A 13,745-nucleotide genomic window follows, 5' to 3' on the forward strand; every position below is an offset into this window, starting at 1 on the left:
TAATAAGAGTAAAATTTCATTAAAGCTATTATACTTACTTTTAAGAAAGACCTGCTTTGTCGCTCCTGATAAATACTACATGAAAGGTATTAATCACTCTCACCGTAGAGCGGCATGATGTAATACAAAAGGGTATTTGAATGATTTGCTAACATAATCAAGTTTGGTACTTGTAATCAGTTTTCAAATTTGGAGAGGTCTCTTTTTTTCTTTATTCTATATAAAAAATATTATTACACAGCTTTCTTTAAAACATTGTTCAACTCGTTATCTGATTTAATGACAGCTTTTTCATCTCCAATGTTTATTTACAAAGTGAAGAATACTTGCTTTCCAAGTGAACGAATCGCTCCCCTTCCTCACGTTTTTTCTCTTACGTATTGAACGAATTTAGTGACAAACTCCAAATTAATCATCTCAACAGTTTACTAACAGGAAACATATTTTTATACCAACAAAGTATGTTGACAACTTACAACATAAATTGTTATCTTATAAAAAACATATATTCTTATTGCAATACTATTTTGTGTCTTGCAATTTTTTTGTTCGTATGTTTCTTAATAAGAATATTTTATTTCTAATTAAAAAATACGCTTGTATCCTTGAAGGAAAAAATTAATGTTAGCTAGTAAATTAACGATTATAATTACCAGTTATTTTCTTAAATATAAAACTAACCTAACATACAAACTAATATAAAAAGGTGGATTATCAATGCTACATACAAAGTTTGAGTCAAAGATTCATTCGATTCTTGAAGATAAAATACAATTAATAAATTCAGAGGAAGGTGCCATCTATTTAGTAGGCCCTATAAAACTTCCTGTTAAATTGTATGGAGAGACAGTTAATTTTCAATGGTATTGCTGGTTAAACTGTGAAGAAGTAACCGGGGATTTTAATCGGATTATTGAAAAGTTATCTTCAGCTAATTTAGCTGAATCACAGCAATCCAGTGTGTTAACTTATGGAGATTTTTCTTATGACGATGATGCCATTATTAGAATGCATTCCATCTGTCATACAGGAGATATTTTCGGAAGTAAAAGGTGTGATTGTGGATTTCAATTGAAACAATCAATGAAAAATATTGTCGAGTATGGATCAGGTGCTTTATTTTATTTAGCAAACCATGAAGGAAGAGGAATTGGACTTTTCAGTAAAGCAATGGCTTACATTCTCCAGGAGAATAACTATGATACTGTTGAGGCAAATGAAGCGCTTGGCTTTGTTGATGATTCCAGAAATTATAGCGATGCCATTAATGTTTTAAAAGCGTTAAGAAGTAAACCGGTTACCCTGATGACCAATAACCCAAAAAAATTGCAGGCTTTAAAAAATGCTGGTTTACCTGTATCAGGAAGAGAGGCGTTATGGGGAGATCGATCAGAGTTTAATGAAAAATATCTGGAAACAAAAGTAAGTCGTTCGGGTCACATCGGAGAAGAGGAGACATGTAGTAATGACTAGTCATGAATTCTACTTTTGTTACTTTAAAAACAGGCATTACATTAGATGGAAAAATCGCTACGAATTCTTTAGACAGTAAATGGATTACATCTGAAGAGTCTAGAATAGATGTACATCATTTAAGAAATGAAAATATGGCTATTCTTGTTGGGGTTAATACTGTGATTAAAGATGACCCTGAGTTAACGGTTAGAATACCAAACGGACGTAATCCAATTCGGATTATTCTAGATTCCAATTTGAGAATTCCTTTAGATTCTAAAGTAATCATTGATAAACTAACTGAAACTTGGGTTTTTACTAGTCAAAATGTTGAACAAGATAAAGAGAAAAAGCTTTTATCAAATGGAATTAAAGTGATTCGTACAAGTGGGTCTAAACAAGTAGATATAAATGAAGTAGTTGGAATTTTAGGGAGTAGATAAAATGCGAGATGCAGTTGACCTACTTGATACGGATATTGTATAAATTGGGAAAGATTTTAAATTAACTGGATATCCTGCATACACCAATGAGGAAGTTTAAAATATAACCTTCACCAATTTGGAGAGAGGAGAAATAAGACGGCGAAAAATGGTAACGATATTACACCCGCTCATCATACGGTGGGCAGGATATAACCACACTTTCCAATAAAAAAGAACTTCTCATCAGTCATTAGACTCTTGAGAAGTTTTTTTGTGCTATCAGAGTTTATAAGTTTCTACGGAAGAAAAAAATTCCTTTACTAATCAGAATACATAAGCATATGCATTTTTAAATAAAAAATCACAATTTCGTGACCTTTTCCTCATACCCGGTTTGTAGCGTTATAAAACGGGAAGGAACTACACTAACCTATTAATAATAAAGTAAGAAGCGGGGGTGTCAGTTTATGCGTTATATACACAAGCTTCCAGTCTTTTTGCTCACAGGGCTTCTTCTGCTGCTCAGCGGGTGCAGCGAATTGACAGTATTGAATCCAAAAGGTCCCGTTGCTGAGAGTCAAAGAGATTTGATTATGTACTCGCTGATTTTTATGTTAGGAATCGTCATGGTTGTTTTCATTTTATTTACAATCATGGTTGTAAAATACCGGGATAAACCGAATCGCAAAGAGGGGGACTACAAACCCAATCTTCACGGTAATCGGAAACTTGAAATCATATGGACCGCCATCCCGATTATGATTGTGACTGCGTTGTCCATTCCCACGGTTTCAACATTGTTTGATCTTGAAGAACCACCTGAGTCATCTGCTGACCAAGAGCCGTTAGTTATTTATGCAACGTCAGCAGATTGGAAATGGTTTTTCAGTTATCCTGAACAGGGGATTGAAACGGTCAACTACTTGCATATCCCGACAGACCGTGCCATTGAATTCCGCTTATCTTCGGCTGATTCGATGGCTGCCTTCTGGATACCCGCTTTAGGCGGCCAAAGGTACAACATGGCCGGTATGCAGACAAAGCTTTATTTGCAAGCAGATGAACCAGGGGTCTACAAAGGCCGGAATTCCAACTTTAATGGTGAAGGATTCACTGAACAGATATTTAAGGTCTATGCGGAAAGCAGCAGCGAGTTCCGTTCCTGGGTCGAATCCACCAAAAATACAGCACCTGAGCTGACACAGGATAAATACAATAATCTATTAAAACCAGGGCTGTTAGGAACAATGGAATTTTCCTCTACACACCTTCAGTGGGTTCATCACGGCACCAGTGAGGGCGCTGATTATTCCGTTGAACGGCACAGGGATGCATACGGAAATCAACTGCACCTCGATAATGGAGAAAATCATGAGCATGGACCAACGGGGAAAGAAGGTGAACACTAGTGAAATTGGATGAATTTTTCGTGACGGGAGAACCTCTCATTTATGCTGGAATGGTTGCCATCGCACTCGTATCAGGGGCCATCATCTTTCTATTGACCTATTTTAAACGTTGGAAGTGGCTTTGGCGTGAGTGGCTGACAACCGTAGACCATAAAAAAATCGGGATTATGTATATTTTAAGTGCGTTGGTAATGCTTTTCCGTGGCGGAACGGACGCACTGATGATGCGTACGCAGCTTGCATTTCCGAATATGAATTTTCTGGATGCTCAGCATTATGATGAGATTTTTACCACGCATGGAACGGTTATGATCTTTTTTATGGCAATGCCTTTCCTGATTGGTTTAATGAACATCGTTGTTCCACTGCAAATAGGTGCCCGTGACTTTGCGTTCCCATTTGTAAATGCATTGAGTTTTTGGTCCTTTTTCTTCGGTGCATTGCTGTTCAACATTTCATTTATTATTGGTGGTGCGCCTGATGCAGGCTGGACTAGTTACACACCATTAGCGGGAGCCGCCATGAGTCCTGGACCAGGCCAAAACTTTTATCTGCTCAGCCTGCAGTTATCCGGAATTGGAACACTGGCAACAGGGATTAACTTAATGGTCACGATTTTGAAAATGCGGGCTCCAGGCATGACATTATTTAAAATGCCGATTTTCACATGGTCAACCCTGATTACATCATTCATCATCGTATTTGCATTTCCAATTCTGACTATCGCTTTGGCACTAATGACGATTGACCGGATATTCGGTTCACAATTTTTCACGGTGACCGGCGAAGGGATGCCGATGATGTGGGCAAATCTCTTCTGGATGTGGGGTCATCCGGAAGTCTATATCGTAATTCTGCCAGCATTCGGGATTTTCTCAGAAGTGATTGCAACCTTTGCCAGAAAACAATTATTCGGTTACACGGTCATGGTTTGGTCGATTATCATGATTGCGGGACTGAGTTTCCTTGTCTGGGTCCACCACTTCTTTACAATGGGAGCAGGTGCATTTGTCAACTCCGTATTTTCGGTCACCACGATGGCCATTGCGGTTCCGACAGGCGTGAAGATATTCAATTGGCTAGCTACGTTATATAAATCGAAAATTCAGACAAAAATGGCGATGATGTGGGCATTGGCGTTTATACCAAGCTTTGTCATCGGCGGTGTAACCGGGGTCATGCTCGGCATGGCAGCAGCTGATTACCAGTTCCACAACACATACTTTTTGATCGCCCATTTCCACTATGTTCTAATTGCAGGTACCGTATTCGCCTCCTTTGCCGGGCTCATATACTGGTATCCGAAAATATTCGGACACACACTCAATGAGCGAATCGGCAAATGGAGCTTTTGGTTATTCGTGATTGGCTTTCACGTATGCTTTCTGCCGCAGTATTTCCTTGGACTTGACGGGATGCCGCGTCGCATTTTCCATATCGTGCCGGAATGGATGCCATTAAACGCTATTTCAACCGTTGGCGCATTCGGTATGGGACTCGGTTTTGCCGTGTTTGTTTATAATATTTATTACAGCTACCGGTACAGTGAACGTGAAACAACTGATGATCCATGGGATGGCCGGACATTGGAGTGGGCGACAAGGACACCAATACCGGCGTACAATTTTGCGGTTGTACCGTATGTAGAATCCCATGATGCATACTGGGACATGAAACAAAAAGGTAAAACGGTGTACGATGAGAAAAAACTTGAGTCCATCCACATGCCAAACAGTACAGGCCAGCCGTTCATCATGATGGCTATCTTGTTCTTTGCAAGCTTTGCACTTGTATTTGAATGGATTTGGCTGGCAATCGCAGGCTTGATTGGTGTTCTGATTATGATGATTATCCGTTCGTTTGACTATGATGATGGATATCACATTGAGGTAGAAGAAATAAAGCGGACTGAACGTTCGGCAAGGGGGTTATAGCATGAATGCGCAAGAAACAAAAGAAATCCCGCTTGAATACAAAACAAAGGACGGCCAGATGACTATCATCGGCTTTTGGATTTTTCTAGCGGCTGAAATGGCCTTGTTCGGTACATTATTCGCGACATATGCCGTGTTATTTGGCCGCACTGCCGATGCACCGACCCCCGCAGAGCTTTTTGAACCGGGAACCACGCTTATAATGACGTTTATACTGCTTACGAGCAGTTTCACATGCGGCATCGCCGTCCATGAAATGCGGCGAGGATCGGCAAAAGGGCTGATGACGTGGCTGATTATCACCTTAGTTCTCGGGCTTAGCTTTCTTGGATTTGAGATTTATGAGTTTTATCATTATGCCAGTAACGGTGCAACACTCCAATCGAGTGCCTACTGGTCTACCTTTTTTGTCTTAACCGGAACACATGGTCTGCATGTGACATTCGGACTTGGGTGGTTGATTATCCTGCTTATCCAACTTGCTCAGCGTGGTATTACAGATGTCACCAGCCGGAAGATATTTGTTATCGGACTATATTGGCACTTTTTAGATGTTATTTGGATTTTCATTTTTACAGCGGTCTATTTGATTGGGATGGTGGTTTAAAATGACAAATCGTTCAAGACGAATTCCGGTAGACCACATAATTGGCTATATCACATCCATGATGTTGACACTGATTGCAGCATGGACTGCGCTAAGTTCTGATCTGCCCGTGATGTGGATTATAATAGGTATTCTTTTGCTCGCGGTAATCCAAGCAGCAATACAGTTATTCTTATTTATGCACTTGACCGAGCGAGGAGCCGGTCGGACGCCGTGGAATATGATCTTCCATGGGACCGTCGTATTCGCCATCATCGTGGCGGGTTCTCTGTTTACAATGTCATTTGGATTTACTCATGAACATGACGACAATAGCGGAAATGGGCAAGGGAACGAAGAGCATATGGAACAGCAAGAGAATTAATAAATCACCCTCAAAAAAACCTCTTTCCCGTTACAGGCAAGAGGTTTTTAATAATGGCGTATTTCGTTTTGATAACGCTTTCTATTTATCGCTGACGTTTGACCAAATCAATGATTAATAACACCCAGCCAACTACTGACAATAATAGGCTGGCGTAAAACATTATCCATGTCATGGAAAATAAGGCCGTTACCTCAATGAACATTATTTGAACAAAATAAAGCCACATGCCGATTAGTAATACCGACTGGAGCACTGCAAGAAATCTTTTTTTCAAGAACAAGAAAATGAATGGTGTGACAGTACTCAGAATTATAAACATAACTGTGATACCCATTGATATCAACTCCAGTCATCCGTGTAACCTGATTCTTACTGCTATTATAACAAATTATTCACAAAGTTGTCATACGTTCTTTAAAACATAGCCGCAACTTATAATTAACAGCACTTTGGGATTAGGAGTAAGATATCTCCAAAGTGGAAGGTCCAGAATCTCTTCCTAAATAAAGCGGATTCCTCATCCCCCTTTCATTTATTTTGAATAATTGCCGATAAAAGGAAAGAAACGGAGGGGGAGTTATTATATGATAAAAAATTTGTTATTGATGTTACTAGTTGTGATTACTCTAGCAGGATGTTCACTAAGTGCGAAGGTCGAAGAAGTCGATGAATTATTAATGGCAAAGGAATATGAAAAGGCCTTTGATAAAATAGAAGAATATAAGCTGGCTTCTGAAGAGGTCAAAAATCCAAAGTACGACTATAAACAGTTAGCAAAGGTACATAAGGTTAATACACATGTTGAGAACGAAGAATACGATAAGGCAGTTCGTTTAATTGAAGAAAATGAGTTTGCCTCGCAGAAGCTTTTATATGAGAAATATAACTATCAAGATGTCCTAACATATGCTGAAATGGTTCGCTTATTTGAAGACGAAAAGTACCGGAAAGTTCTATCGGTATATAATGAAAGTTTAATTAAGGATGAGTATCTATTACAGTTAGCTGACGACAAAATCATAGCATCATTCAAAAACCTGACTAATGATTATAAAAATTATGTTTCACTAACGATGTTATATGAGAAATTTGACAAGGAAACAGTAGAACGAATCTCCTCCACATTTAACGTTGAAGAGAAGTTAAATGAAGCGAAAACTAAATATGATGAATACAGAATATCAACATACCTGGAGATGATAGAAAAAGAAGAATATGATGCTATTAGTTCTAAAACAGAACTTTTAAAAAGCAATATTGATCTCAATTTCCATAACCTTGCTAAAGCATATAGTTACTATGAGGATTTTAAAACTCAGGATTACCAGAACTATGCCCATACGCTAGCAAATGATTATTTAAAGAAAATAACACATCCCATCCCTGAAGTGGAAGCCGAAAAGAAAAAGCTGCAGGCAAAACTAGACGAATATGGTGATTACGGATATGAAGGCCTCTCAGAGGGGCAGGTAACTGCGCTATGGGGCGAACCGCTAAAAAAAATTGAAGATCCGTATAAATCAATTCAGATGTGGACTTATCCCGACAATATGATTGTATTTCTTGAAGTAGGATTTGTTAAATATGTACAAAAATAGGTGGGACAAGGGGTTGGGACAAGGGGTCAGGTTCTCCGTCCCAGTTGTTTTACCTTCTGCTTTTTTCAAATCGCAGCTCGACAAAAAATTCCTGAAAAGAAGCAGGTAAATGTTCATAAAGATATATTAAAGTAAGGTTGGAGAATAGAATAATAGCTACAAACGAAGGCCCCCTATGCCATTGGATTGACATAAGGGGGTCTATAGTTTGTTCGTTGTGGAAGATGGCCCTGTCTTTTTTCTGCAAAATGGAATCCATTAAGACAATCGCTTTAGCCCACTTAATCGATTTAGATTGTAGAGGAGCTTTTTTATATTTCACTACTACTATACCGCTGTATGTATCTTTTGACAGTATGAAAGAACCATAAATGTAAGGTTTTAACAGTAATCACAGTATAATAGGTCCAATACAATAATACCATTTTTCAGAAAAATTTTAAAATTAATTGAAACATTGTTGAACTTACTACATAATTGATGAAACATCATGAATTTTGTTCACTTAATTTTTGTATTCCAAATGTGTGGCGCTGACATAGTCAGGCCTCAGGAATAACCATCGATTGGTTCCGCACAAAAATTAAAGGAGGGCAAAAGGAAATGAGCGCTAAGAGAAAAGACGGTGTACGCTTGTTAAGCCTGATGATGGCACTTATGTTGCTGTTGTCAGCGGGTTTGCCACAGATTGCGACAGCAGAGTCAAGTTCTGACGGCAAGAAATCGCTTTACACTTCCAAGACCTCCACTCAAAGCAAAATTAGTAAAGACCTCCTGGATAACTTCAATGACGAGAATCAAGTTACCTTCCTACTGAAATTCACAGAGCAAGTAAACACAACGAAAGTCGCCGAACAAGCAGCTGATCAGGCGAAAAAATTACAGCTGAGTAAGACCAAGACAGAGCTGAGGAAACGTTCACTTATTGTGTCGAACCTACGTGCTAAGGCACTGGACACACAACAGAACGTCATGGCCTTTTTAAAGAAAGAGAAAAAGGCCGGCAATGTGGAAAGCTTCCAATCTTTCTACATTGTTAATGCCATAGCGGTAACAGGCACGAAAGAAGTTGCCAAAAAACTGGCCGAGTTTGGCGAGGTCGAGAAAGTTCTTCCCAACAGAACGCGGCAACTGATTAAAGGGGATGCAACTGGGAAATCGAAGACATCATTAACTGCCGACCAGTTGAATGCCAATGAGGTTGAACCGAACGTGGAACATATCAATGCTCCACAAGTTTGGGAAATGGGAATTGACGGTTCTGGTGTTGTAATCGCCAGTATTGACACGGGAGTTCAATGGGACCACCCCGCTTTAAAAGAGAAGTACCGTGGTTATAATCCAGAGACTCCAGACCAGTCCAATCATGAATTCAACTGGTTTGATCCCATTAATGGAGAAGCGGCTCCATATGATGATATCGGTCATGGCACCCATACAGTTGGAACCATGGTTGGATCAGAATCAGACGGATCAAATCAGATCGGTGTGGCACCTGGTGCTGAGTGGATAGCAGTAAAAGCATTTTCGGCACTCGGGGGGACAGATGTAGATTTACTTGCTGCGGGTGAATGGATCCTTGCGCCAAAGGATGCTGAAGGAAATCCACATCCCGAGATGGCTCCTGATATTGTAAATAACTCTTGGGGAGGGGGCCGTGGTTTAGATGAATGGTACCGTCCTATGGTACAGGCATGGCGTGACGCTGGTATTTTTCCTGCATTTGCGGCAGGCAATGTAACTGCCACAGAACCGGGCGGACCAGGTTCTGTAGCTGCTCCATCCAATTATCCTGAATCCTTCGCAGTCGGAGCTATTAATAATGAAAATGATCTAGCGGAGTTTTCCTTACAGGGTCCTTCGCCGTATGATGAAATCAAACCAGATGTGGTTGCACCAGGGGTAGGAACCCGTTCCGCGATACCTGGCAGTTCCTATGGTGGAAAAAGTGGTACTTCTATGGCAACACCGGTGGTAGCCGGGACAGTGGCGTTATTACGTCAGGCTGACAGTTCACTGACAGTTGATGAATTGGAGAGTGCCTTAATGAATTCCGCCACTCCTTTGACGGATGGAGAGTTTACTGATTCTCCTAATAATGGTTATGGATATGGAGTGATCAATGCATTCCGTGCAGTATCATCGGTTACTTCCGGATTGGGAACTATAAAAGGACAGGTCTTTAAAGATGGAGAGGATACCGAAGAACCAACCTATGAGCATGTTATACCTGAATCCGCATCATCTGGAATTGCGATACCGTTAGCAATTACAGTGAAAGATAATATAAGTGTACAAAGTGTTCAACTAGAATATCTTACGGCTGATGGGAGCTGGGAAATCATAAAGGCTCCCCGTGTAAGCGGTGATTATAAGAACGGCACCTATACGGTTGAAATTCCAGGGAACATAGTCGCTGAACCAGCTGTGACATACAGATGGAGAATCAACGACTATGGTCAGAATGAAGTAGTTACCGAAAACTTCGAGGTCCAGGTATTACCAGCAATCTTCAGTGAAGACTTCGAGTCGGAGCCTGTTGGTTGGGAGTCTTCCGGCACCAACAATGCGTGGGAATGGGGTGTACCGACTTCGGGACCAGGTGAGGCATACTCCGGAGAAAATGTGTACGCAACGGATTTAGATGATACCTATCGGAATGATAGTGATATGGTATTATCCACACCAGCCATTCAACTACCAGAAGGTTCAGCGAATCTTCATTTTAAACAATGGTATGAACTGGAGAGTTATGACTTTGGTGCATATGATTTTGCTCATATATATGTATCGACAGATCAGGAGAACTGGGAAACTATTGCTGAATTCACCGGTGAAACGGATGGATGGGAAAGTTATGGTATAGATATCTCGGAGTATGCTGGGCAAACAATTTACATCGGCTTTCATGTTTCCTCAGATGGAAGCAGAATGTTCGATGGCTGGTATATCGATGATGTTGTTATCAGCAGTTCCTCCAATATCCAGTCCCTGCAACTTGTCGAGCAAACAGATGAAAAAGATTTGAAAAAGAAGACCACCGCTAATGCGGATGCAAATAGCACAGAGGCCAATCTATCGGCACTGCCTTTAACTGCGACAGTTAGTGTAGTTGAGACGGGCTTATCAACAAATACAAATCCGGCAGATGGCAGTTATTCATTGCTGCATCCTGCGGGGACATACACTCTGCAAGCTGATGCATATGGATTCTATCCAAAGACACAATCAATCGACATCGCGGAAGACACTACAACAGAAACAAGTTTTACTTTACAACCGATCCCTGAAGGAACTGTAACAGGGCAGGTAATTAATGAAGCAACAGGAGAGCCAGTGGCAGGGGCAACGTTAATGCTTATGGAAGATGCTGCAATCACCCCTGTTACTACGGATGAGAATGGGCAGTACTCCATTACCGCTTTTGAAGGGCAGTACACATTGCATTTATCGGCTAAAGATTACTACAGTAAAGAAGTCGAACTTACAATAGCGGGAAATGAAACCACAGAGAAAAACATCAATATAAGACCGTTTATTGGTTATCCGGGTGAACTCGCCTATGATGACGGAACTGCAGAAAATGCACGCGCCTGGTATGAGGCAGGAAATGGTTGGGCGGTGAAGATGTCCCTGCCGGAAGATGAAAACAGTGCGATGGTTACAGGAGGTAAATTCCGCTTCTGGAATGAAGAATTCCCAGACCCGGGTGGAACTGACTTCAAAGTAGAAATTTGGGACTCCAGTGGATCAGATGGCGCTCCTGGAAACAAAATAGCAGGTCCAATTGACGCCACAGCACTTCGCACAGGTGAGTGGACAACTGTTGATTTGAGCAAAGAAGGTATAATCGTCCATGATGATTTTTACATGGTATATATCCAAACCGACCCTCATCCAAATTCGCCTGCTTTAGCGGCAGATGAGAGCAGTCAGCATAATGGACGCAGTTGGCAGTTGACTGGCGGAACTTGGACGCCTTCTCCAACTGAAGAAGGAAACTACATGATTCGGGCGCTAGTCAATTTTGAAATAGTATCACCGGAGATTACTTCTCCAACTGATAAGACGTTTACCAGTGAAGAGAATCTAACCGTTAATGGAACATCTGCTCCAAATACCGACATTACTATTCTGAACAACGGAGAGTCAGTAGTAGAAACACAAACCAATGAGAATGGGGTTTTCTCCGGGGATATCACCTTAAATAAGGGAGAAAACATAATTACAGCAACAGCTTCTACCGACGTTGGTACAACAGATCCATCAAAACCTGTCATGGTTACACTGGATCAAACTAATCCAGAATTAACGATCACCAGTCCGGCGGATGGATGGAAAACAAATGAGATGGCAGCTGAAATCACTGGTAACATTCAGGATGAACATCTCGAATGGGTGAAAGTAAACGGTGAGATTGCCAATGTGGCAGAAGATAATACGTATTCCCTCCGAGTGTTACTGGATAATGGAGAAAATGTTATCGAGGTTACTGCCCAGGATAAGGCAGGGAACCAAACAACTAAAAACATTACGGTCTTAGCAAAGTTTGATGGACCAAGTATTGAAAATCTGTCACCAAAAGAAGATGTATACCTTGAAACAGGAGAAAGTGTAAAAATCACCATGGATAGTGAGCCGGGAATAGACGCATCATTTACAATTGATAAGCCATTGGTTAATACCAATATGGCAGCCCAGACTAACAATGCCACCGTATTACCAATGGAAGAAACGGAAGAAGGCCATTATGTTGGCTACTGGACAGTTCCTTCCGACTGGTATGCGGAAGGTGCGGAAGTTCGGGTGATCGCAGAAGATGACTTTGGTAACAAGACAGAAAAGGTAGCCGATGGAGAACTATTCATCAATGTGCCAAACGAAGCACCAATAGCGAATTTTGAAACGCCACAAAACCTGAGGGCGAATGAAGCCTTTAGCTTAAATGCAGATCAATCGATTGATCCGGACGGAACGTTAGTAAAATATGAATGGAAAATAGGTAAAAACCAGAAAGCTAAAAAAATTGAAGGCCAAACAATTAATTATTCCTTCAATAAACCAGGTAACTATACTGTTACCCTTACTGTAACCGACAATCGTGGGGCGACAGCCACCGTTACCCATGACTTAAAGGTAGGTAGATAATAAAAGAAGCGGATAGTTACACTACCATCCCCACCTAATTTCAGGTGGGGATTTCATTTCTTTAATGCTTATTCTAACACGCCGAATAAAAGGAACGGACTTGCCGCATTATGTAGTTGCTGGGATTGGGACGTTAAAAAAGTATCCTATAATAAATGGTTAGTTTCACTCTTGCGACATTAACCTGTTCCGTTCCTAGGCAAACAAATAGCCTTACAAAGACTGAAATCAAAGGTCAACTAAATTGACAACTTATAGTGGCTTTTGTATAGTAGGTGGCGAAGACTAGAGGGAGAGTGAATCGGTTGACTTCGAACGCTGAGTTACAAAATTTAGACCTTATCGATTTATTAAGTGAGCGTCATAGTTTAGTTCGGAGCATCTCCGAGAAAGCATGGAACGATCAGAGTGAAATCTATATTTCCAATTCGGAATGGTATATAATGACGAGGATTTATAAAAAGCGACCGACCATTTCCTATGTAACTAAAAATGTGGACATTTCCCGCCAGGCAATACATAAATTTATCAAAAACCTCACCACAAAAGGGTTAGTTAAAGTCCAGGATGTTGAAAGTAACAAGAAAGAGAAGTGTATTCAGTTAACCCCTTTAGGGGAGGAATGCTATGAAAAGAACGCCGCTCTCAAAGCCCAACTGGAGAAAAAAATTGCAGAAAAAATAGGTGAGCAACAGGTGACTGTTCTTAAAGATATTTTAAAGTTAGATTGGGGAATACAATGATATCCACAAAAGAAAGAAGCCCCCTATGGCAATCCAATGCCATAGGGGGCTTCTTTCTA

Annotated in this window: 10 protein-coding genes; 9 read left to right on the forward strand and 1 reads right to left on the reverse strand. The window is 40.7% G+C overall.

The genetic code is table 11. The features are described from left to right. Window positions 1-717: 717 nt before the first annotated feature. From ACFO3D_RS14485 to ACFO3D_RS14510, 6 genes are all read left to right on the forward strand, one after another. Window positions 718-1,473, forward strand: a complete 756-nt coding sequence (locus ACFO3D_RS14485) for a GTP cyclohydrolase II (protein WP_390297480.1) — start codon at window positions 718-720, stop codon at window positions 1,471-1,473. A gap of 2 nt (window positions 1,474-1,475) precedes the next feature. After that, window positions 1,476-1,898: a RibD family protein gene (locus ACFO3D_RS14490; protein WP_390297483.1), complete on the forward strand. Its 423-nt coding sequence runs from the start codon at window positions 1,476-1,478 to the stop codon at window positions 1,896-1,898. A gap of 449 nt (window positions 1,899-2,347) precedes the next feature. Beyond that, a complete protein-coding gene (gene qoxA, locus ACFO3D_RS14495) occupies window positions 2,348-3,289 on the forward strand; it encodes a cytochrome aa3 quinol oxidase subunit II (RefSeq protein ID WP_390297486.1) in 942 nt (313 codons plus the stop codon). After that, a complete protein-coding gene (qoxB, locus tag ACFO3D_RS14500) occupies window positions 3,289-5,223 on the forward strand; it encodes a cytochrome aa3 quinol oxidase subunit I (RefSeq protein ID WP_390297489.1) in 1,935 nt (644 codons plus the stop codon). Before qoxA ends, qoxB begins: the two co-directional genes overlap by 1 nt. Before the next feature lies 1 nt (window position 5,224). After that, window positions 5,225-5,830: a cytochrome aa3 quinol oxidase subunit III gene (gene qoxC, locus ACFO3D_RS14505; protein WP_390297492.1), complete on the forward strand. Its 606-nt coding sequence runs from the start codon at window positions 5,225-5,227 to the stop codon at window positions 5,828-5,830. Window position 5,831: 1 nt separating this feature from the next. Further along, complete coding sequence (locus ACFO3D_RS14510) at window positions 5,832-6,194, forward strand: cytochrome C oxidase subunit IV family protein (RefSeq protein WP_390297495.1); 363 nt, start codon at window positions 5,832-5,834, stop codon at window positions 6,192-6,194. 85 nt (window positions 6,195-6,279) lie between these two features. Here ACFO3D_RS14510 and ACFO3D_RS14515 read toward each other — a convergent pair whose 3' ends face one another. Then, complete coding sequence (locus ACFO3D_RS14515; protein WP_390297498.1) at window positions 6,280-6,531, reverse strand: hypothetical protein; 252 nt, start codon at window positions 6,529-6,531, stop codon at window positions 6,280-6,282. 250 nt (window positions 6,532-6,781) lie between these two features. On the opposite strand from ACFO3D_RS14515, the gene ACFO3D_RS14520 reads away from it, so the two are divergent. The 3 genes from ACFO3D_RS14520 to ACFO3D_RS14530 all read left to right on the forward strand — a co-directional run bounded on the left by ACFO3D_RS14520 (window position 6,782) and on the right by ACFO3D_RS14530 (window position 13,686). Next, complete coding sequence (locus tag ACFO3D_RS14520) at window positions 6,782-7,795, forward strand: hypothetical protein (RefSeq protein WP_390297501.1); 1,014 nt, start codon at window positions 6,782-6,784, stop codon at window positions 7,793-7,795. Between the two features lie 603 nt (window positions 7,796-8,398). Beyond that, a complete protein-coding gene (locus tag ACFO3D_RS14525) occupies window positions 8,399-12,943 on the forward strand; it encodes a S8 family serine peptidase (protein WP_390297504.1) in 4,545 nt (1,514 codons plus the stop codon). Between the two features lie 305 nt (window positions 12,944-13,248). Next, a complete protein-coding gene (locus ACFO3D_RS14530; RefSeq protein ID WP_390297507.1) occupies window positions 13,249-13,686 on the forward strand; it encodes a MarR family winged helix-turn-helix transcriptional regulator in 438 nt (145 codons plus the stop codon). Window positions 13,687-13,745 lie beyond the last annotated feature (59 nt).

It is taken from the genome of Virgibacillus kekensis (assembly GCF_042654125.1).
Lineage (GTDB): Bacteria > Bacillota > Bacilli > Bacillales > Amphibacillaceae > Lentibacillus > Lentibacillus kekensis.

Coding starts and splice junctions, on each gene's coding strand:
- ACFO3D_RS14485 (WP_390297480.1), top strand. CDS start 718: ATGCTACATACAAAGTTTGAGTCAAAGATTCATTCGATTCTTGAAGAT.
- ACFO3D_RS14490 (WP_390297483.1), top strand. CDS start 1,476: ATGAATTCTACTTTTGTTACTTTAAAAACAGGCATTACATTAGATGGA.
- qoxA (WP_390297486.1), top strand. CDS start 2,348: ATGCGTTATATACACAAGCTTCCAGTCTTTTTGCTCACAGGGCTTCTT.
- qoxC (WP_390297492.1), top strand. CDS start 5,225: ATGAATGCGCAAGAAACAAAAGAAATCCCGCTTGAATACAAAACAAAG.
- ACFO3D_RS14510 (WP_390297495.1), top strand. CDS start 5,832: ATGACAAATCGTTCAAGACGAATTCCGGTAGACCACATAATTGGCTAT.
- ACFO3D_RS14515 (WP_390297498.1), bottom strand. CDS start 6,531: ATGGGTATCACAGTTATGTTTATAATTCTGAGTACTGTCACACCATTC.
- ACFO3D_RS14520 (WP_390297501.1), top strand. CDS start 6,782: ATGATAAAAAATTTGTTATTGATGTTACTAGTTGTGATTACTCTAGCA.
- ACFO3D_RS14525 (WP_390297504.1), top strand. CDS start 8,399: ATGAGCGCTAAGAGAAAAGACGGTGTACGCTTGTTAAGCCTGATGATG.